Raw genomic sequence first — 19413 nt, 5'->3', positions numbered from 1 at the left:
GCGGCTCAGCTCTCCGGGCGCGGTCGGCGCGTCCACGGCCAGCGCGGACCGTCCGCCACGTGCCCCTCCGGGGCGAACTCGTACTTCCAGCCGCGCTGGATCCCCAGCCGCCGGCTGTAACCGGCGGGCGCCCGGCGGTACGCGTACACCGTGGGCGGCGCCCCCGACTCGTTGGGCACCGGGACGTCGTACCACTTCGGCGGCTGGCCGGTCAGGCCCGTCAGGACGGGCAGCACACGCCCGTCCAGCGGCCCGCCGACGAACAGCGTGTCCTCGCTTCTCACGCGCCCAGTCTCACCCGGGCCGCATCGACTCCACCAGCGGGGCCAGCCTGCGGGCCAGCGTCGCGACCGCGCCGTCCGTCTTCTCGGCCGCGGCCATCGAGGCGACCGCCTCGGCGGTCTCCGCGTCCCGCGTGGCCGTCGTCGCCAGCAGTGCGACCAGATGGTCGACCAGCCAGTCGCGCAGTTCGACCGCGTCCGGCAGCTTGCCCTCGTCCAGCCACGTCAGCGAGGCGGACTCGACCACCGCGATCCAGGTGCGCACCAGCATCCGCAGCCGCGGGCCCGGCCGCACCGCGCCCAGGTGCCGGAGTATCTCCTCGGCCGCGGTGCGGCGCACCTCGTCGACGATCGCCGTCGTACGCGACGTCTCGCAGACACCGCCGCCGCGCAGCAGGGCGCTGAAACCCGTGCCGTGCTCGTCCACGAAGGCGAGGTAGCGGTCCAGGACGCGCTGCACCCGTTCCGTGGGCGGGCCGGTGGGCGGCTCGATGAAGCAACGTTCCAGCTGGTCGGCCGAGGAACGCACCGCGGCCTCGTACAACTGCTGCTTGCCGCCGGGGAAGTAGCGGTACACGAGCGGCCTGGACACCCCGGCCGCCGCCGCCACGTCCTCCGGCGTCACTTCCTCGGGCGCCCGGTGCGCGAACAACGTGAGGGCGGCTTCGAGGAGTTGAGAGCGGCGCTGCTCCACGCTGAGCCGACGGTACGCGGGAGGCGGTGCGGGCGTCGCAGCGGTCATACCCGCAGGGTAACCACAGCTGCCGCGCGACGCGTTCAGGCGAGGAGACCCGAACTGCGCCACAGCGCACGCCCCGGACCGTTCAGCACGCCGATGTCGTCGAGGAAATCGGTGAGTTTGCGCGCTCCGGACTGCATGACCTCACGCCGGTGCCCACTGGCCTTGACCTGGACGAGCGCCTCGCGGCGGTCGAGGCCCACGTTCTCGTAGACCTGCGGGTTGACGAAGCAGACCGAGAACACGCGTGCGGAGTGGCCGCTCGTCAGCCGGGTGAACTGACGTTCCCAGCGCGGCGCCGTCACCATCTGGCGGCGCAACTCCTCACGGGCATAGCGCACATGACGCGATTCCTCGATGACATGGATGCGCGTGACGCCCCGCACGAGCGTCTGCACCCGCTCGTCGGGGAAGGTGAGGCGCTGCATCCAGTCGAGGATCTCCTCGCCGAGCAGTGTCGCCGCGAACGAACCCGGCGTGGTGGAGGCCGTCTTCAGCACCCGTGCCATGTTGTGGTAGACGCGCGGCACCGGATACGCGGGCGCGCCACCCTTCTTGATCAGGCGCGCGAACATCTTCGAGTGCCGGCACTCGTCCGCTATCTCGGTCAGGGCGTACCGCACATGGTCGCTGACCACGGACTTGTCGTAGATGTGCCGTACCAGGAGCTGCATCAGGATGATCTCGAACCAGATGCCGAGCGACGCCAGCGCGGCGGCCTCGTGACGGGCGAGGTCCATCCGCTGCTCCTCCGACATGCGCCGCCACATCGGCGTGTCGTAGAGGGAGACGAGTTCCGGCGGCCAGAACCACTTGCCTTCCTCGATCGGCGCGTCCCAGTCGAGCTCCGTGTCGGGGTCGAACGAGTGCTTGGCCGAGGACTCCAGCAGCCGTTTCGCTGTCTGTTCGCGGTCCTTGAGCGGCCCCAACGCGTCCTGGAGCACGGGGTCGTTCATCAGCGATTCACGGCTGGTGCGAGCGGGCGCGGTCGTCATGGTGCGAGCCTCCTCGGGCGGTCGGGGGCCGAGTTACCGGCGGTCACCCCCTATGAGACTGCTTGTCAGCAGAGGCGTCAATCCCTCGCGGGCCGGTTGTTGACTTCTTGTCTAGCAAGCGGAACCGGGTCGAACTCCCGCTCCGCGCGCCCCCGTAGTGCGCCTTCAACGCGCCCCCTGCGCCGCCCCCGGCGCGCGTAGGCCCGCCGCCGGGGACCGGGGATGGCCGGAAAGCGATGGATCGGGCCGGAAACGTGGGGTGTCTTCCGGCCCCGGCGCGTCAGGATGGTCGTATGACTGCGATCTCCCCCACCGGTGGTCCCGAGGCCGCCCGCCGCAGCCTCGAAGGACTCGCCATGGGTGACGCCTTCGGCGAGCGGTGGTTCTCCCGCTTCCGCGAACCGGAGCAGGCCCGCGCCCAGATCAAGGACCGAAGACCGCCCGAGGAACCCGAATGGCTCTGGACGGACGACACCGCCCTCGCCCTCGCCGTGCACCAGGTACTCATCGAACGCGGAACCGTCGACCAGGACCGCCTCGCCGCCTGCTTCGGCCTCGCCTACGACGCCCACTCCGGCCGCGGCTACGGCTACGGCATGCATGTCCTGCTCCCCGAGCTCCTCGCCGACCCCGCGTCGTGGCGGCGGCTCGCACCGGACCTCTTCGACGGCGGCAGCCTCGGCAACGGAGCGGCCATGCGCGTCGCCCCGCTCGGCGCCTGGTTCGCCGCCGACCTCGACCGTACGGCGCGGGAGGCGGCCCTCTCCGCGCGGGTGACCCACGCCCACCCGCAGGGCGTGGCCGGCGCGGTGGCGGTGGCGGTGGCCGCCGCGCTGTCCGCCCGGGGTGAGCTGAGTCTCGACGCCGTCGTCGACGCGACCCCCGGCGGTGCCGTGCGCGAGGGGCTCGCGCGAGCCGCCGCCATCCCCTTCTCGGCCGAACCCGTCCACGCCGCCGCCGCACTGGGCAACGGCAGCGGGATACGGGCCGACGACACCGTGCCCTTCGCGGTGTGGACGGCGGCCCGGCACCACGACGACCTGCAGTCCGCGCTGTGGGCGACCGCCGAGGCGCTCGGCGACGTCGACACGACCTGCGCGATCACCGGCGGCATCGTCGGCGCCCGTACGGGCATCACCGGCGCACCCGCCGACTGGCGCCGCCGCCGCGAGCCGCTTTCCCCCGCCTGACCGGGCCGGGCCGCGGGGCTTCGACCGGACCCGCGAAACACCGACGGCCGCGCGAGACCTCGCCGGGACAGCGGGCTCCGACAGCACAGCCCGGCTCCGGCCGGGACGGTTCGCTTCGACCGGGCGGGCTTCGACCCGGCCACCGGGCTCCGACTGCCGCACGGGGGCCGCGGCGGAGTGGCCGCGCTGCGGCGCACCGGGAGGAGGTGACCATGCCGGACGGGCGTCGTGGTCCCGCGTGAGGACCGCGTCTCCCGTCCTCACCCGGCCGCCGACGGAGGGAGAGGGGGCCGTCCACCGTCGTCGGCCCGTGACCGGCGCAGGCGCGTCACCCCGCCGCGCTCCGCCGCCCGCGCCACGTCGAGGAGCAGGGCCTCCCGGCCCCGGTCCGCCACGAGGTGCAGCCCCACGGGGCAACCGTCCTTCGTCCACCCCACGGGGATGCTCATGGCCGGATGGCCGCTCACATTGAACGCCCACGTCAGCGCCGTCGAGTACCGTGCGCCCGGCCCCTCGTGGCCGTGCGGCACGTTGGGCGTGACGGGGGTGAGCAGCAGCGGGGTCCGGGCGAACAGCCGGTCCAACCGACGGTCGTTCTCCGCCCGTATCTCCTGAGCGAGAGCACCCGCACCGTCCGGTCCGGCACCCGGGGCCGCCTCGCCGCCGCGGATCGCGAACCAGGCCTCGCGCGGATCGAGCAGCGTGAAGTCCGCCCGCTCACCGCCGAACCGCCCCCGTCGCCGACGGACGACGCCCGCCGCCACCAGCCGCCCGGCCCCCGCCCGAGCCACGGCCGCCACCCCCGGGTCCACGTCCGCGAACCCCAGATCCGGCGCGTACACGGCATCCACCGGCCTCCAGGGCCCGGTGCCTCGGCTCTCCTCGCCCCTTCCGCCCCACCCTGCCACCCCGTCCAGCACACAGCGGAGATACGCCTCCGCGAGCGCCACCCTCCTCGTCAGAACGCCCGCCGACGCGAGCCCTGTCCGATCAGGCGACGGCAGCAGGCCGTTGGTGGTCTTCAGCCCCAACACCCCGCACCACGCCGCCGGGATCCGCACCGACCCGGCCCCGTCGCTCCCCGTGGCCAGCGGGACCATCCCGGTCGCGACCGCCACCGCGGAACCCGCCGACGAGCCGCCCGGCGTGCGGTCCGCGCGATACGGGTTCACGGTCGGGCCGTACCTGCCGAGCCCCCAGGTCCCCCAGTGCGTGCCCCCTCCCGGCACCGCGGTCGCCCCCACCGGCACCGCGCCCGCCTCGATCAGCCGCACCGCCGCGTACGAGCGGATCCCGGACGGTCCCTTCACGGCGAACGGCAGCCCCGCCAGCGCAAGCGCGGTGTCGACCGCCCGTGCGCGCTCCCTCGCGTCGTCCTCCCACACCTCGGTGAAGGCACGGAACTTCGGATCGAGCCGCCTGATCCGCCGCAACGCCCCCTCGACCCGTCCGACCACCACGGCCCGCGTCACCATGCCGTCGCCCCCGTCGCCCCCGTCGCCCCCGTCGCCCCGTCGCCCCCGCGCCGTTCGTCCTCCGGGTCCGTCCCCCCTGCCGTCACTTCCGCCGTCTCGTCACCTCGGCCCGCACGCCCCGTTCACAGCCGCATCAGAACTCCCCCTGGAACCCGGGATCAGAAACAGACGGCAGAAATGACCGACCACCCGAAATCACCGACCCGAAATCGGGGACCCCCACCCGAGGGCGTGCGCGACCCGCGTCGGCTCGCTCCCGCCGCTCGAAAAAACAGTAGCGGGCCCCACTGACAACGCCGCTGGACGAGGACCTCCTACCGTCCCGTGTCCCTCAGCGCCGCTTCCATCACCGATCTCGCGATGGGAGCCGCCACCCCGCCCCCGGTGATGTCGGCCCGGTCCGCCTCCGCGTCCTCCACCACGACCGCCACCGCGACCGCGGGCGACGCGGCGTCCTCGGCCCGCGCCCAGGCGATGAACCAGGCGTACGGCAGGCCCGCGTTGTCCACGCCGTGCTGGGCCGTCCCCGTCTTGCCGCCCACGCTCACGTCGTCGATGGCCGCCCTGCCGCCCGTGCCGGACCGCACCACGTCGATCATCATGTGCCGCAGCCTGCGTGCCGTCGCCGGGCTCATGACGCGTGCGTACGTACGGTCCGGCGCGCGCGAGAGGGTCCCACCGCCGGGGGTGGTCGTACGGTCCACGAGGTGCGGGTACCTGAGGACACCGCCGTTCGCGACCGCCGCCGAGACCATGGCCATCTGGAGCGGCGTCGCCGTCGTGTCGAACTGCCCGATCGACGAGAGCGCCAGCTCGTCCGGGCTCATGTGCCGGTCGAAGTTGGACTTCTCGACCGGCGACGGTACGCGGAGGTCCCTGTCGTTGAAGCCGAACTTCTCCACCGTGTCGAGCATCCCCGTGAGCCCCACCTTCACCCCGAGTCCCGCCATCACCGTGTTGCAGGACCAGGTGATCGCGTACTCCAGCGACGCGTTCCCGCACCCCGCCGCCTCGTTGGGCAGGTCCGTGCGGGTGCCGGGCAGCCGGTAGGGGGACGCGATCCTCGTGGGGGCCTCGACGTCCTTGACGACGCCCGCCTGCAGGGCGGCCGCCGCCGTCACGATCTTGAACGTGGACCCCGGCGGATAGCTCTGCCGCAGCGCGCGGTTGAGCATGGGCTGCGTCGCGGCGCTGTTCAGTCGGGTCCAGGCGTCCTTGACCCCGGTGCCCGTACCGGACAGCACCCCCGGGTCGTACGAGGGGCTGCTGACGAGCGCGAGGATGCGCCCGCTCGACGGCTCGACGGCCACCACGGCGCCGCGCCGCCCGGCGAGCCCCGCGTACGCGGCGCGCTGCATCGACTGCTTGAGGGTCGTGACGACCCGGCCGCCACGGCCCTGGTCGTGGGAGGCGCCGCCGTCCAGCAGGGAACCGGCCAGCCGCGGGTCGGCGCCGGAGAGGACACCGTCCTCGGCGTTCTCCAGGTCCGTCGAGCCGTAGGTCTGGGACAGGTAGCCGGTGACGGGTGCGTACAACGGGCCCTGCGGATAGACGCGTTCGTAGCGCAGCCGCTGACGGGTGTCCCGCGAACCGGTGATGGCGGACGCGCCGACGAGGATGTCGCCCCGCGGCTGGCCGAAGCGCGCGACCGTGGGCCGGCCGTTCCCCGGGTGCTTGTCGAGTTGCCCGGCCTGGACGCCCTGCACCCGTACGGCGTTGGCCAGCAACGCGACCAGGAGCAGCAGGCAGAAGACGGCGGCGTGCCGGATCTGGCGGGTCACCGGCCTCCCTCCGGCGCCGGATCGGCGTCACGGGGCACCCCATGTCCCGGAGCGGGCCACCCGACGGCGTAACGGCCGCGCCACCAGGGCCGGGTGACACGCCGGAACCCGGTCACGGGCGAGGCGGGCCCGAGGAGGGGTTTCCCGGCGGGGGCCGCCCCGGGGCTACGGCCCGACGCGGACGCCGTGGCCGTCGCGGGCGCGGGCCGCTTCGTGGCAGGGGCGCTCGCGGGCACGGGCGCGGGGGCCGGAGGGGGCTGGTGCGGCGGGGCGGAAGCGGGCGCGATCGCGGGTCGCTCGGCGGCCGGTGCGGGTACCGGATCCGGTGCGGGGCCCCGCACATCGGGGGTCCGCTCCGTCAGCGCCAGCCGCAGGAGCGGGGTACGGGGTGACGGATCGTCGTCGGCGGTGGCGGGATCGCCCCCGGCGTCGGCGGGGCGCGGTCTGCGGGCCGAGTCGCTGATCCGCAGGAGCAGAGCCACGATCACCCAGTTGGTGACGACGGAGGAGCCGCCCTGCGCGAGGAACGGCATGGCCATGCCTGTCAGCGGGATCAGCCCCATCACCCCGCCCGCGATCACGAACACCTGGAGCGCGAGCAGCGACGCGAGGCCCACCGCGAGCAGCCGCCCGAACGGATCGCGCAGGACGATGCCGGACCCGAAGCCCCGCGCGACGATCAGCGCGTACAGCAGGAAGATCGCGGTCAGGCCGAGCAGCCCCAGCTCCTCGCCCGCCGTGGCCAGGATGAAGTCCGACTTCGCGGCGAAACCGATGAGGATCGAATGGCCGAGCCCGAGACCCGTCCCGGTGATGCCGCCCGCGGCGAACGCGAAAAGCGACTGGGCCAGTTGGCTCGGCCCGATCCCCGCGTCGATCGAGGCGAACGGGTGCAGCCAGTCCTCCACCCGGCTGTGCACATGGGGTTCGAAGGATCCCACCGCGTACGCACCGGCGCCGGCGAGGACCAGACCCACCGCGATCCAGCCGGTCCGGCCCGTCGCGACGTACAGGAGGATCACGAACACGCCGAAGAACAGCAGCGACGTCCCCAGGTCGCGCTCGAACACGAGGACGACGACGCTCAGCAGCCAGACCGTGACCAGCGGCCCGAGGACTCGGCCGCTCGGCAGCTGGAACCGCCAGATCCGGCGGCCGGTGGAGGCGAGGGCCCGGTGGTTGGAGGCGAGGTACGCGGCGAAGAACAGCGCGAGCAGCACCTTCGCGAACTCACCGGGCTGGATCGAGAGGTCCCCGACCCGGATCCAGATCTTGGCGCCGTTGACGGAGGGAAAGAGGACCGGCACCACCATCAGGACCAGCGCGCCGACGACGGAGACGTACGCGTACCGCTGGAGCACCCGGTGGTCCCGCAGGGTCAGGACGACCACCACGAACAGCGCGATGCCCAGCGCCGACCAGACGAGCTGTGTCGGGGCCGCGCGATCGCCCGGCGTCTCCAGGTCGAGGCGGTAGATGAGGACGAGACCGAGGCCGTTGAGGAGGACGGCGATGGGCAGCAGCAGGGGATCGCCGTAACGCGCGCGGAACCGTACCGCCAGATGCGCGAGCAGCGACAGCACGCTGAGTCCCACCGCGTACCCGGTGACGTCGGGCGGAACGGCCCCGTCCCTGCCGAGGCCCACCGCCGCGTACCCGAACACCGAGATCAGGACGGCGCACAGGAGGAGCAGCAGCTCGATGCCCCGGCCGGTCGCGGCGCGGGGCGGGGCAGGGGCGGGCTGCGTCGGTGCGGACATGGCAGGCAACGTAGCAAGTAGACATGCCTTATGTCTGTTTATGTCATGATGTAAGGCATGTCGACGCGGTACGGGCTCCGCGGCGCGGTCCGCCCCGTGCGGGACGGAGGGCGGCAGTTGCGGCGCGGTGCCCGTCCGGCCCGTGCGGTGGCCTCAGGTGTCGGCGCGTCAGCACCAGCGCGGTGCGGCCCCGATGTTCTCGATGTACCTCGCGGAGCCCCAGGCCCAGGTGCCGTCGGTGAGCAGGTACCAGCGGTTGTCGCCCGCCACGTTGTCGCCGCGCGTCTTGCAGAAGATGTGCACGACGGTGCCGTACCGCGCGAAGCCGATGACCCGGCTGCTGCGGGTGGGCTTGTCGCGCAGGTACAGGCCGCCCCTGGCGATGACGCGGCCCTTGTACCCGCGCGCCGGGGGTTTGACTGCCGCCTGCTCGTGCGAGGCCGCCGAAGTCACCGGCACCGGCTGGACGTGCTGGGTCTGCGGGCCCTGCGTGGTGTGGTCCGCGGGAGACCCGTCGGCGGCCGCGGGGACGGTGGTCAGGACCGCGGCCGCGGTGAGCGTGATGGCGGCGAGGGTGGTGGCGCGGAAGCCGAGGGAACGCAGGGGCATCGTTACTCCTGGTGGCCTGAGGGGCGAGGAGCCGGTGAATCCGACAACGGGCTCGCCCGATTCAGCCTAGGTTCGCCACGGAGAGTCCGCAAAACATCACACAGGGCGTTCGGTGACGGTGGGATGCCCTGGACCGGCCGGGACCAGCGGCTCCGGCGCGGGACCGGCGGCTCCGGCGCGGGACCCGCGAAGCCCCGTCCCGCCCCGGGCCCGGGCCCCTGCCCTCCGCTCGGGCCGTCCGCTCGGCCGCCACCCCGGCGCCCCGGCCCCAGGGCCCCCGGATCCCGCGCTCGCTGCCCGTGGCCCGCGTCAGTTCTGGTAGGGGTTCCGCTGCTGGGGCGCGGGCGCGCCGCCGCCCTGCTGACCGTAAGGACCGCCCTGCTGCCCGTGGCCCGTCCGCTGCGCGGGGGCCGCCGCTCCGGGCTGCCCCGCGGGAACTGCCGTGCCGGCGTCCTGGGCGATCGTGGCGAGCAGGCCCTCGGCCTGCTGCTTCGGCACCTGCTGTTCGGCACCGCAGAAGCTGCACTGCGTCGCGTGCTTCGTCGATATCGGGAACAGCGGGATGAAGAACAGCGTGAACTTCATGACGCGCTTGCGCAGCGTGTGCGAGGCGGGGTTGCCGCACCGCCCGCAGACGAGCGTGAGGATCGCCAGCTGGTACAGGTACGTTCTGGTGCCGAACAGAATGATCACTGCTGTGACTCCTTCGGAGCGGGGCACCGTCGGCGCCCTCGGCAGAAGTGTGCCGTATCACACAGACGCAAGAAGCATGGGGGCGAATCGCGGAAGGAGCGCGTACCCCGGCGTTCTGGTTGCACGGGTGGCCCACCTGCTGGTCCCATGGTCGGGGGGTGATGTGTGATGGCCCGTCTCCGCGTCGCACCGGCGCAGCACCAAGGCCACGAACGGCTCTACGTCACGCTTGCCGACGGCACCAGCGTCGCCTGGTACGACCGGGACGCGGACAGGATCAGCCTGGTCCGAGCCGATCGCGAGGACGAGGTGATGGTGGTCCTCGCGCCCTATGTGACGGGTGAGGTGACGGTCGGGCCGCCGCCCGTGCCGACAGCCGCCGAGCTCGACCGGCTCTGCCTGCACCCCGACGACGACCTCGCCCCGAACCGCCCGGGCGAGGCCCTGTACGCGGACCTCGACGCCGTACCCGCCTCCGCGCCGGCGCGGCTCCTGCGGCGCGACGGACGCCAGGAGGCGCTGACCGCGCAGCGCCTGGTGGGGGAGGCGCTGGACGCGCTGGAAGGCGCGGGCTGGCGGGTGCTGCACGCGGTGCCGCTGCCGGGTGCCGCGTTCATCGACCACCTGGCGATCGGGCCCGCCGGAGTGCTCGCCGTGCGGACACTCGCCGCGCGCAAGCAGCGTGTGCGCATCGCGGATCCCATGGTCCGCCTGGGCCGCTCGGCGCCCGTACCGCATCTGCGCTGGGCGCGCCGCGCGGCGGAGGGAGCCTCGCTGGCCCTCGCTCTCACGGTCGCGCCCGCCCTGGTCGTCACCGGAGCGTCGCGGCTGGAGACGCTGTCGACGTCGCCGGGCGCCCTGGACGTACGCATCCTCAGGGACGACGCGTTGCCGGCGCTCGGGCGGCTCGGCGGCGTACTGAAACCGGCCGACGTGGAGTCGGTGTACGCCACCGCGCGGAACAGGAAAACGTGGATACGCGCGTGACTACGCGCGTGGCGAGGAAACGGACCCACGAGTCCCGCCCCTACCTCGCGGCGCCCGCGTCCGGAGGCCGGCCCGGCAGCGGCGGATGCCCCTGCCCGAACAGCGGCGCCATCAGATCCCCGTACGCCTCCAGGCGCCCCGGCATGTCGTCGAGGACGAACCGCAGCGGCGCGCCCCCCTCGGCGCAGGCGGCGACCTCGTCCCAGGTCACGGGCGCGGAGACGGTGGGTTCGGTGCGGGCGCGAACCGTGTAGGGGGTCGCGGTGGTCTTCGCGGCGCTGTTCTGGCTGTGGTCGACGAACACCTTGCCGGGCCGCAGGTCGCGCCGCATGCGATGCACGACGAGCGACGGCAGCGCCCCCTCGGCCTCGCGCGCGAGCTTCTTCGCATACGCGGAGACATCGGCGGACGGCGTCGGCGCGACGGCGATCAGCAGATGCAGTCCCTTGGCACCGGAGGTCTTGGCGTACGCGTCGAGTCCGTCGCCCGTCAGGCGTTCGCGCAGCCACAGCGCGACACGGCAGCAGTCGCCGACCGTGGCCGGGGCGCCGGGGTCGAGGTCGAACACCAGGCGGTCGGCGACGGCGGGGGCCACGGCGAGCCACTGCGGCGTGTGGAACTCCACGACCAGGTTCGCCGCCCACATCAGCGACGCGAGCCCGTCCACGACGACCTGCCGGCCCCGGTCCTCCCCGCGTCGGGCGGAGCGCGGGACCTCCACCGATTTCACCCAGTCCGGCGTACCCGGCGGGGGATTCTTGGTGAAGAACGCCTGGCCCTGCGCGCCGTCCGGATAGCGCAGGAAAGAGACGGGGCGGCCCGCGAGATGGGCGAGCAGCGGCGCCGCGGTACGGGCGTAGTGATGCAGGAGCTCACCCTTGGTGGTGCCGGTGGCGGGGTACAGCACCTTGTCCAGGTTGCTGAGCGTGAGCCGCCGCCCCTCCACTTCGGTGATAGGCGTCATAAAATAAGAATCCCATGCATGCCGCTCATAGCTCGCGAAAGGGATGAACTGTGCGATCGATATGGAACGGCGCCATCTCCTTCGGACTGGTCAGCATCCCGATCAAGCTGATGAACGCGACGGAGAACCACGGGGTCTCCTTCCGCCAGATCCATCTGGAGGACGGCGGGCGCATCCGCTACCGCAAGGTGTGCGAGATCGACGACCAGGAAGTGACGACGGCGGAGATCGGCAAGGCGTACGAGGACGCGGACGGCGCACTCGTCCCGATCACCGACGAGGACCTGGAGGCGCTGCCGCTGCACACGGCGAAGACGATCGAGATCGTCGCGTTCGTGACGGCGGACACCATCGACCCGCTCCAGATGGAGACGGCGTACTACCTCCAGGCCAACGGCGCACCGGCCGCCAAGCCCTACACCCTGCTCCGCGAGGCGCTGAAGCGCAGCGAGAAGGCCGCCGTCGCGAAGTTCGCCCTCAGGGGCCGCGAGCGGCTCGGCATGCTGCGCGTCGTCGACGACGTCATCGCCATGCACGGCCTGCTCTGGCCGGACGAGATCCGCGCGGCGGACGGCGTGGCCCCCGAAGCCGATGTGACCGTCCGCGACGCCGAACTCGACCTGGCCGACGCCCTGATGAACACCCTCGGCGACATCGACCTGGAGAGCCTGCACGACGACTACCGCGAAGCCGTCGAAGAACTCGTCAGGGCCAAGGCACAAGGCGCGCCGGCCCCCGCACCCGCCCGCCCCGACGAGGACGGCGGCAAGGTCATCGACCTGATGGCCGCCCTGGAGAACAGCGTGCGCGCGGCCCAAGCGGCGGCAGGCGACGAAGGCGCCGAGGTCACCCACCTCAAGGACCGCCCGAAACCCCGCAAACGCACCCCCGGCAAGCGAGGCAAGCGCGCCTCCGCCTGAGCGCGAAATACCAGTTCACGACCGACCCCCGGAAGCTGGTAAGGTTCCTGACGTCGCCCCGAGGGGCGGCAGCGCCCCCGTAGCTCAGGGGATAGAGCATCGGCCTCCGGAGCCGTGTGCGCAGGTTCGAATCCTGCCGGGGGCACCTTGTACGAGGTGCCCAAAGACCCCGCCACCAGCGATCTCGCTGAGTGCGGGGTCTTCGCGTATGTACGGGCGGCCGGGCGACGTGAGCAGTCGTCGCAGGCCCTGCATCGTGGACGGTTCGGGAATGAGAATCCGGAGCATCAATGCAGTCGGTCCGTCGCTTCTGTATTGGCTCCTACCCGACGTCGCGCCATTCCCCCTGCGGGCGTGGCGGTTGCGGCTGCTCCTGTCGCTCCGCTTGCCGCGCGTTCTCCGCTCGTAGCGCCGTCAGCCACGGCCAAAGGTCCGGGAGTATTCGTGCCGAGCAGACCAGACGGTGCGCGATGCGGCACCGCTGAGAGGTATCGGGAGGGCACACGCCGTAGATCGTTACCCGGCCATCCGACAGTTCGATCCACCGGTACTCAACCGGCACGGTGTGTGCAAGCGGTCTCATCTGCGGCTCTAACAAAACCCAGTCGTGATCGAGCGTAGCCACTTGATCCTTCAACAGGCCGCAGTCCGGGCAACGCGATTGCCCAGGGCCCAGCCGACGCGGTTGTTCTCTGGCAGCCCCCATACCGTAAGGGTCGGCAACGAGGTGGCACATGCGTAGAGACTGAACCGGACGCAACGCCTGGGGCTGCTGTCCACTGGCGCAACGCAACACGACATGGCAGGTGCGCGCAGCAACCCGACCACCGATGACGCTTGGCCGAGAGACGATGAAGTCTCCAGCTTGTGCCCCGGTTCTTGTGGTCCGGCTGTCTCACACCTGGCGATCGCCCGATACAGCGGAGCTTCCGGCTTCTACTTGTTCTCCTGCTTCGCCGACTGGGAAGTCCTGACGGACACATGGCACGCGACGAAGCAGCAAGCCGTGGACCAGGCGCACTTCGAGTTTCTGAACGTGTTGTTCGTTGCGCGCGCCGGCCGACCTGATCCAGGATGAGAGTGCGGCCGGCTGGGGCGACGTGTGTGCGGCCCTCGCGATCGGGGCTGGGCCGCCTGCCTGTTGGGCACGGACAGGGGAGCCGCTACGCGTTTGTCTCCCTCATCGAAGCGCTGGGCTGAGCTCCCCTCCCGGCTTCGGCCCGCGCCGCGCACCATCCGGTGTGAGCCTCGCGGTCCGTCGCGCTCAAGTTGTGGGCCTGCGCCGCCTGAGGGGGAGCAGCAGCCCGAGCCCCCACACCACGAGCCCTGCCATCACGGGTACGGCGGGAGGCACGATCCACCAGGGGATACCCGTCGACATCGCCGTGATTCCCGCCACGAGGCAGCTGAGGAGAATGACGGCGATCATCCACCCGCCGTACGGGAACCAGGCGAAAAGCCGGTACGAACGCGGCCGGGCGAGGCGGATCACTCCGTACACGCAGGCCTGAACCGCGACGAGCCCGGCGAGCGTGCCCAGCGCGGCATAGATCGGGAGCGCGTCCCGGGGCGCGTCGCTGGTGTCCTGGCGGACGCCGCCCCTGCTGAGCACGACGATGTCGCGGCGCCAGACGGTGGCGGTGACCTGCTCGCCCGGCTTCAGTCGCTTGAAGAGCGGCCCCGTGTCCTCGAAGTCCACGACTCCCCGCCAGGAGCCCTCGCCCTTGAGGGTCACCTCGTGGCGGCGGGTTTTGCCGGCGTTCTCCGTGGCCGTCTTGACGACGGCGAAATGCCAGGTGCTCAGGCAGTTCTTCCGTACCCGCGCCGTCGGGTGAGCGGGGCATGCCCGGGCCGCCCGGTAGTCGTCGTAGTGGTCCCTGTCGTTGGGCAACCACAGGGCGAACGTGAGGCAGCAAGCCACCACGGATATCAGGGACAGCAGGATCAGCAGTATGCCGATGAACCGCGTCCTGCCCGGCGACTGCCGGCCGGTGCTGCCCTTGCTCGGTGGTCTGCCCGTACTGTGAGCCCTCGCCCGTGCTGACATCGGCTCCCCCCGTCTTCCCTAAGCCGAAGTCAGAGTACGACGCGGCCGAACTGCCCGCCCAGGCGCCCGTCTTGCGGACCTCGACCATGCAGCGAGCAGCGAGTTCCGAGTGCTGCGCACCGGGCGCTGCGCACCGATCTCACCGGCGCCGCGTGTGAGGGGCGTGTGCGTCACACGCCCCGATCCCGCTATCCGGTCCACCTCATCACCTCCGCGGCGGGAGTCACGGTGTCCCGGCGTCACCCGTCGCGCGGGTCCTGGGCACGAGTACGGCGATGAGCCCAGGCCACGCGCCCGTGCGCCCCGAGCGCCACCTGTCAGGCGGTCGGCACCCGGCGGACCGTCGAGTGCATGGGGGAGACGCACGATCGGGAGTGCTACCGGGACGACTGTCCGGGGGAGGGGGGCTGGGAGATCGCGGAACACCCTGGTGTCTTTCTGTGCGACAACCACCGCGACCAGTACGAGATGGACCGGCACGTGTGGGTGCGGCGATGGCGCGCCGACGACTCGTTCACCCGGGCCACGGGCGATCCGGGTGAGGCGACGCACGGCGGCGGTGCGGCATGACCAGCCCAACGCGAGCCGCCTCTCACCCTGTTCGCGCCGGAACGTGGCCGGAAACGGCCCGGCCTGTCGCCGGAGCCGGTGCGTCGGGGACGTCCACGAGCCGGGACGTGAGGTGTGGTGGTGAGGGTACGGGCGGGGGCGGCCCGCGGCTCACCCGGGGGGCGGTTCGGCAGGTGGCTTCGCGGGCGCTTCGTCGGGCGGTGCGGTGGGCGCCGTCGTCCGGGACACCGCGATCATCGCCATGTCATCGTCGATGCGGCCCTGCGCGTACTCCAGCAGGTCCTGCGTGAGGTGGTCGAGGAGGGCGCGCGGGCCGCCCGCGGACCAGACCGATACGCGGTCCGCCGTGGCGGCACGCTCGGGCAGCGGGTAGAAGACCCCCTCGGCGTCGCGCGCCTCCGAGACCCCGTCCGTGTACAGGAGCAGCTGATCGCCGGGCGCGAAGGGGAAGGTCTGCATGACGTACGGGGTGTCCGCGAGGCCCCCGAGGAGCCCTGCGAGGCCCAGCGGCGGCGCGGGCCGCTGGACCACCAGAGGGGTCGCCCGGCCGTCGGACAGCAGGATCGGCGGCGGATGGCCACAGGTCACGAGGTGGAGGACGGGTTCCTTGTCCGGGATGTCGAGCACGGCCGCCGTCACGAAGCGTTCGCCGACGTCGGCTTCCATGTCCGCCATCTCGGCGAGCCCCCAGCGCACGCTGCCCTCCAGGTACGTGACCAGCTCGGGCAGTGACGCCTGCCGGTGCGCGGCCGCCCGGAAGGCGCCCAGCATGATGGTCGTGTCGGAGATCGAGTCCAGCCCCTTGCCGCGTACGTCCCCGATGAGCAGGCGGGTCGAGCTCGCGGTGCGGGCCAGCGCGAAGAGGTCTCCGCCGATACGGGTGTCGGACTCGGCGGGCCGGTACTCCGTGGCGATGCGCAGGGGCCCCGCGTCCGTGGGCAGGGGGCGCAGTACGGCGGACTGCGCGCGGTCGGAGATGAGCCGGACCCGTCTCAGCTGGTCCTGGTGCCGTTCGCGCAGGTAGCAGAAGATGACGAGGAGTACGGACACCAGCACCAGGGCCGACAGTTCGAGGATGACCTGTTCCGAGCTGAGCGAGTGCCGTTCGAGCCCGGCCACGATCTGCGCCACCACGGCCAGCCCGGCGACGGCGGCAGTGGTGCGGGGGCCGGCGAAGGCAGCCGTGAAGGTGGGCGCCACCGTCAGCAGCGGCGCGATGTGCACGTTCCCCGGCAGGAAGTAGTCGGCGACCGGGATCGCCACGATCAGTACCAGGGGCGCGATGATCAGCATCATCCCGTCGGCCTGCTCCGCGTCCGGCGAGGCGGTGAAGTAATACCGGAAGGGCATCCTCCCTGCTTACACCTCCGAGCTCGGCGATGCCCGCTTTCGCCGGGCGATACGGTCGCGTGCCGTGCGAATCGCCGCCCGGGCCGTTCCTCGGGCCCTGAGCGTGGCGGGACCCAGGTGGAAGCCAGACGCAACCCAGGTGGAACCCGGGCGGGACCCGGGCGGGGGTGTGGCGGGAGGGGGCCGCGAGCGGCGGGTGTGGCAGCGTTCGGGGTCCGACCCGGCGGTGGCGCTCGCGCCGCGACACGTATCGCGCCCGGTTCCGGGGTGCGACCTGGAGGAGGTCCTGTGGGTGCGGTCGACTACCTCGCGGGCACGGACACCGTGCACATCGTCACCGGGCTGCCCGACGGCAGGGAGGTCGTGACCAGGATCTGGGCGGTGGTCGTCGACGGCGTCCCGTACGTGCGCAACGGATTCGGCGAGCGGTCCCAGTGGTACGCCCGCGTCCGGCGTGCCGGGGGCCGGGCCGCGTTCCTCGACGGGGACAGCCGCTACGCGGTGACGCTCGCGCCCCTCGACGACGCCGATGTGAACACGCGGGTCGACGCCGCGTACCGCGACAAGTACGCGAGCGCGGGTGACGCGCTGCGCGAGGCGGTGTCGCCGGAGGTGCGGGCGAACACGCTGCGGGTCACCGTCACGGCGGAGTGACAGGGGGTCGAGAGGCCGCGACCGGGCCGCCCCCCGGCCACTCCGCGATCGGGCCGCCGCTCCACGGCCAGCGGGTCCCCCCGCGACCGTGCCGCCCCGGCCGGCGGGTCCTCTCCCGCGAACGGGCCGCCTCCCGCGAGCGGGCCTGCCCCCGCGACCGTGCCTCCCCCGGCCAGGGCGCCCGCGACCGTGCCGCCCCCCGACGCGTCCCCGCTTCGCGGGGCGACAGCGACGTCCTGCGGGGGCTCGTACGCCGGGGGGACCAGGATGCCGGAGGGGCTCGCGGCAACCGTCGCCCACAGCGCTGTCACAGCTGGCGCGAATGTGTCTTGTGAGCGTGGCGGTGGCTGCGGGAGAGTGCGCGCGCCAACCTCAGGAGGTAGTGCGTGCGGAAATCACTCCGGCGAAGAGGACTCGCGTCCCTCGCCCTCACGGCAGCGCTCGCGGCGGCGGGCATGCCCGCCGCCCACGCGGCGCAGAAACCTTCCATCAAGGTCACCGCCGACGGGACGCAGCCCGTCTTCTCCTACCAGGACGCCATCCGCGAGTACGTCAACGTGCAGTCGAGCGTGGACTCCGACGGCGACGGCAAGAAGGACCTCATCCGGGTCGACATCATCCGGCCCCGGGAGAGCGGTCCCCGCTTCAAGGTCCCGGTCATCATGGACGAGAGCCCTTACTACGACAATCTCGGGCGGGGCAACGAGTCCGAGCGCAAGACCTACGACGCGCAGGGCGACCCCGCCAAGTTCCCCCTTTACTACGACAACTACTTCGTGCCGCGCGGGTACGCCGTGCTGGAAGTCGACATGGACGGCACCACCAAGTCGCAGGGCTGCCCGACCTCCGGCGGCGCCTCCGACGTCCTCGGCGGCAAGGCCGTCGTGGACTGGCTGAACGGCCGGGCCAAGGCCTTCGACGCCCAGGGCAAGCAGGTCGGCGCCGACTGGACCAACGGCCGGACCGGCATGATCGGCAAGTCGTACGACGGCACCCTGGCCAACGCCGTCGCCGCGACCGGCGTCAAGGGGCTGGAAACGATCGTCCCGATCTCGGGCATCAGCTCCTGGTACGACTACAGCCGCACGAACGGCACCCTGCTCAGCCGTGGTGAGGAGGACGGCCTGGCCGACACCGTCGACACGGATCCGCCCGCCAAGTGCGCGGCCGTGCAGAAGCAACTGGCCGCCGGGCAGGACGACGCGACCGGGAACTACAACGCCTTCTGGAACGAACGGAACTACCGCACCGGCTCCGTCGCCGACGTGCGCAAGGTGCACGCGGCGGTCTTCGCGACCCAGGGCCTCAACGACCTGAACGTCAAGCCGAGCCAGTTCTCCACCTGGTGGTCCGCGCTCGCGAAGCAGGGCGTGCCGCGAAAGGTGTGGCTGTCGCAGTACGGGCACGTCGACCCGTTCGACTACCGGCGCGACGCCTGGGTGGACACCCTGCACCAGTGGTTCGACCACTGGCTCTGGAAGATACCCAACGACATCATGAAGCAGCCCCGCGCCGATGTGGAGACCGGTCCCGACCAGTGGACCACGCAGGCCGACTGGCCCGCGCCGGGCGCCGCCCCCGTCACGCTGCGCCCGCAGAAGGACGGCTCCCTCGGCCTGAAGGCCTCCTCGGGCACCGGCACGTACGCCGACACGGAGCAGTCCGAGTCCACCGTTGTGAGCGACCCGGCGACGTCCGCGCCGTACCGTCTCGCCTACGCCACGGCGCCGCTCACCCACGACGTGCGGGTCTCGGGTACGCCGAAGGTCAGTCTGCGGGTCAAGCTCGACAAGCCCACCGCGAACCTCGGCGCGCTCCTCGTGGACTACGGAACGGACACCCGGGTGAACTACCTGGGCAACGGTGAGGGTGTGAAGACGCTCACCACCGAGGACTGCCACGGCGCGAGCACCGCCGTCGACGACGCCTGCTACAAGCAGGTCGCCACCGACACGGTGACCTCGGACGTCAACGTCGTCGCCCGCGGCTACCTCGACGCCCAGAACCGGAACTCGCTCAGCCACCCGAGCGCGCTGCGGCCCGGCGCGTACTACTCGGTCAGCTGGGACACCCTTCCGCAGGACTACCGCTTCAAGGCCGGCCACCGGCTCGCCGTCGTGCTCATCGGCACGGACGGCGACGTACAGGGGGACAAGGCCACCGGGGCGTCGGTGACCGTGGACCTCGCGGCGAGCGGGATCACCCTGCCCGTCGTGGGCGGTGCCGGAGCACTGGCGGGCCTGCCGGCGCCGTCGGGCACCTGGCGGGCGCCGTCGCACGTCGTCCTGCCGTCGCCGCACCGGTCCTTCCGGTGACGGTGTGACGGTGAAGGCCCGGCGTGGACCTCGCAGGTCCTGCGCCTTCGCCTGACACCGGGACGGGACCGCCCGGGCCGCCG

At 72.1% G+C, this 19413-nt stretch carries 16 protein-coding genes, 1 tRNA gene and 2 pseudogenes; 7 read left to right on the top strand and 12 right to left on the bottom strand.

Going from position 1 to position 19413, the window contains the following annotated elements; translation table 11 throughout:
• Positions 1–5: 5 nt before the first annotated feature.
• The 3 genes from OG310_RS10845 to OG310_RS10835 are packed head-to-tail and all read right to left on the bottom strand — an operon-like array spanning position 6 to position 2015.
• Entirely contained in the window at positions 6–284 is a 279-nt protein-coding gene (locus OG310_RS10845) for a hypothetical protein (RefSeq protein ID WP_329455671.1), read from the bottom strand.
• Between the two features lie 10 nt (positions 285–294).
• The gene (locus OG310_RS10840; protein ID WP_329455670.1) at positions 295–1023 is read right to left on the bottom strand and encodes a TetR/AcrR family transcriptional regulator; all 729 of its coding nucleotides are present in this window, start codon (positions 1021–1023) and stop codon (positions 295–297) included.
• 35 nt (positions 1024–1058) lie between these two features.
• Positions 1059–2015: an AurF N-oxygenase family protein gene (locus OG310_RS10835; protein WP_329455669.1), complete on the bottom strand. Its 957-nt coding sequence runs from the start codon at positions 2013–2015 to the stop codon at positions 1059–1061.
• A 293-nt stretch (positions 2016–2308) separates the two neighbouring features.
• On the opposite strand from OG310_RS10835, the gene OG310_RS10830 reads away from it, so the two are divergent.
• Positions 2309–3205, top strand: coding sequence for an ADP-ribosylglycohydrolase family protein (locus OG310_RS10830; protein WP_329455668.1), 897 nt, complete (start codon positions 2309–2311; stop codon positions 3203–3205).
• Between the two features lie 260 nt (positions 3206–3465).
• Here the strand turns inward: OG310_RS10830 and OG310_RS10825 are convergent, their stop codons facing one another.
• From OG310_RS10825 to OG310_RS10805, 5 genes and pseudogenes are all read right to left on the bottom strand, one after another.
• A complete protein-coding gene (locus tag OG310_RS10825) occupies positions 3466–4680 on the bottom strand; it encodes an amidase (RefSeq protein WP_329455667.1) in 1215 nt (404 codons plus the stop codon).
• Between the two features lie 314 nt (positions 4681–4994).
• Positions 4995–6461 carry a peptidoglycan D,D-transpeptidase FtsI family protein gene (locus tag OG310_RS10820; protein WP_329455666.1) on the bottom strand — a complete coding sequence of 489 codons (1467 nt, stop codon included), beginning with the start codon at positions 6459–6461 and terminating at the stop codon, positions 4995–4997.
• A gap of 410 nt (positions 6462–6871) precedes the next feature.
• Positions 6872–8221 (bottom strand): annotated as a pseudogene (locus OG310_RS10815) (FtsW/RodA/SpoVE family cell cycle protein); the annotation flags it as partial.
• Between the two features lie 168 nt (positions 8222–8389).
• Positions 8390–8830, bottom strand: coding sequence for an SH3 domain-containing protein (locus tag OG310_RS10810; RefSeq protein WP_329455665.1), 441 nt, complete (start codon positions 8828–8830; stop codon positions 8390–8392).
• A 309-nt stretch (positions 8831–9139) separates the two neighbouring features.
• On the bottom strand, positions 9140–9520 hold the full coding sequence (locus OG310_RS10805; RefSeq protein WP_329460117.1) for a zinc ribbon domain-containing protein: 381 nt from the start codon (positions 9518–9520) through the stop codon (positions 9140–9142).
• A 171-nt stretch (positions 9521–9691) separates the two neighbouring features.
• On the opposite strand from OG310_RS10805, the gene OG310_RS10800 reads away from it, so the two are divergent.
• On the top strand, positions 9692–10510 hold the full coding sequence (locus OG310_RS10800; protein WP_329455664.1) for a nuclease-related domain-containing protein: 819 nt from the start codon (positions 9692–9694) through the stop codon (positions 10508–10510).
• A 40-nt stretch (positions 10511–10550) separates the two neighbouring features.
• Here OG310_RS10800 and ligD read toward each other — a convergent pair whose 3' ends face one another.
• A complete protein-coding gene (ligD, locus tag OG310_RS10795) occupies positions 10551–11474 on the bottom strand; it encodes a non-homologous end-joining DNA ligase (protein ID WP_329455663.1) in 924 nt (307 codons plus the stop codon).
• A gap of 50 nt (positions 11475–11524) precedes the next feature.
• Here ligD and ku point away from each other — a divergent pair.
• Both ku and OG310_RS10785 read left to right on the top strand, forming a co-directional pair.
• Positions 11525–12388, top strand: a pseudogene (ku, locus tag OG310_RS10790) (non-homologous end joining protein Ku); the annotation flags it as partial.
• Positions 12389–12467: 79 nt separating this feature from the next.
• Positions 12468–12539, top strand: a tRNA-Arg gene (locus OG310_RS10785).
• Positions 12540–12716: 177 nt separating this feature from the next.
• On the opposite strand, the gene OG310_RS10780 is transcribed toward OG310_RS10785, so the two are convergent.
• Positions 12717–13100, bottom strand: coding sequence for a DUF6083 domain-containing protein (locus OG310_RS10780; RefSeq protein ID WP_329455662.1), 384 nt, complete (start codon positions 13098–13100; stop codon positions 12717–12719).
• Positions 13101–13658: 558 nt separating this feature from the next.
• The gene (locus OG310_RS10775; RefSeq protein ID WP_329455661.1) at positions 13659–14441 is read right to left on the bottom strand and encodes a hypothetical protein; all 783 of its coding nucleotides are present in this window, start codon (positions 14439–14441) and stop codon (positions 13659–13661) included.
• A gap of 351 nt (positions 14442–14792) precedes the next feature.
• On the opposite strand from OG310_RS10775, the gene OG310_RS10770 reads away from it, so the two are divergent.
• Entirely contained in the window at positions 14793–15011 is a 219-nt protein-coding gene (locus OG310_RS10770) for a hypothetical protein (RefSeq protein WP_329455660.1), read from the top strand.
• Between the two features lie 150 nt (positions 15012–15161).
• Here the strand turns inward: OG310_RS10770 and OG310_RS10765 are convergent, their stop codons facing one another.
• Complete coding sequence (locus tag OG310_RS10765; RefSeq protein ID WP_329455659.1) at positions 15162–16361, bottom strand: PP2C family protein-serine/threonine phosphatase; 1200 nt, start codon at positions 16359–16361, stop codon at positions 15162–15164.
• Positions 16362–16649: 288 nt separating this feature from the next.
• Here OG310_RS10765 and OG310_RS10760 point away from each other — a divergent pair, with 288 nt between their 5' ends.
• Together OG310_RS10760 and OG310_RS10755 are read left to right on the top strand one after the other, a co-directional pair.
• Positions 16650–17015, top strand: a complete 366-nt coding sequence (locus OG310_RS10760) for a DUF2255 family protein (protein ID WP_329455658.1) — start codon at positions 16650–16652, stop codon at positions 17013–17015.
• 386 nt (positions 17016–17401) lie between these two features.
• Positions 17402–19330: a Xaa-Pro dipeptidyl-peptidase gene (locus tag OG310_RS10755; RefSeq protein ID WP_329455657.1), complete on the top strand. Its 1929-nt coding sequence runs from the start codon at positions 17402–17404 to the stop codon at positions 19328–19330.
• Positions 19331–19413: the final 83 nt, after the last annotated feature.

Origin of the sequence: Streptomyces sp. NBC_01497, assembly GCF_036250695.1 — a bacterium.
Taxonomy (GTDB): Bacteria; Actinomycetota; Actinomycetes; order Streptomycetales; family Streptomycetaceae; genus Streptomyces.
The sequence above is the reverse complement of the archived record's forward strand: the minus strand, read 5'-3'. Positions and strand labels throughout refer to the sequence as shown.

Excerpts from the sequence above, each read along its gene's own strand:
- OG310_RS10840 (WP_329455670.1), bottom strand. The coding sequence starts at position 1,023 with ATGACCGCTGCGACGCCCGCACCGCCTCCCGCGTACCGTCGGCTCAGC.
- OG310_RS10835 (WP_329455669.1), bottom strand. The coding sequence starts at position 2,015 with ATGACGACCGCGCCCGCTCGCACCAGCCGTGAATCGCTGATGAACGAC.
- OG310_RS10830 (WP_329455668.1), top strand. The coding sequence starts at position 2,309 with ATGACTGCGATCTCCCCCACCGGTGGTCCCGAGGCCGCCCGCCGCAGC.
- OG310_RS10825 (WP_329455667.1), bottom strand. The coding sequence starts at position 4,680 with ATGGTGACGCGGGCCGTGGTGGTCGGACGGGTCGAGGGGGCGTTGCGG.
- OG310_RS10810 (WP_329455665.1), bottom strand. The coding sequence starts at position 8,830 with ATGCCCCTGCGTTCCCTCGGCTTCCGCGCCACCACCCTCGCCGCCATC.
- OG310_RS10800 (WP_329455664.1), top strand. The coding sequence starts at position 9,692 with ATGGCCCGTCTCCGCGTCGCACCGGCGCAGCACCAAGGCCACGAACGG.
- ligD (WP_329455663.1), bottom strand. The coding sequence starts at position 11,474 with ATGACGCCTATCACCGAAGTGGAGGGGCGGCGGCTCACGCTCAGCAAC.
- OG310_RS10780 (WP_329455662.1), bottom strand. The coding sequence starts at position 13,100 with ATGGGGGCTGCCAGAGAACAACCGCGTCGGCTGGGCCCTGGGCAATCG.
- OG310_RS10775 (WP_329455661.1), bottom strand. The coding sequence starts at position 14,441 with ATGTCAGCACGGGCGAGGGCTCACAGTACGGGCAGACCACCGAGCAAG.
- OG310_RS10770 (WP_329455660.1), top strand. The coding sequence starts at position 14,793 with ATGGGGGAGACGCACGATCGGGAGTGCTACCGGGACGACTGTCCGGGG.
- OG310_RS10765 (WP_329455659.1), bottom strand. The coding sequence starts at position 16,361 with ATGCCCTTCCGGTATTACTTCACCGCCTCGCCGGACGCGGAGCAGGCC.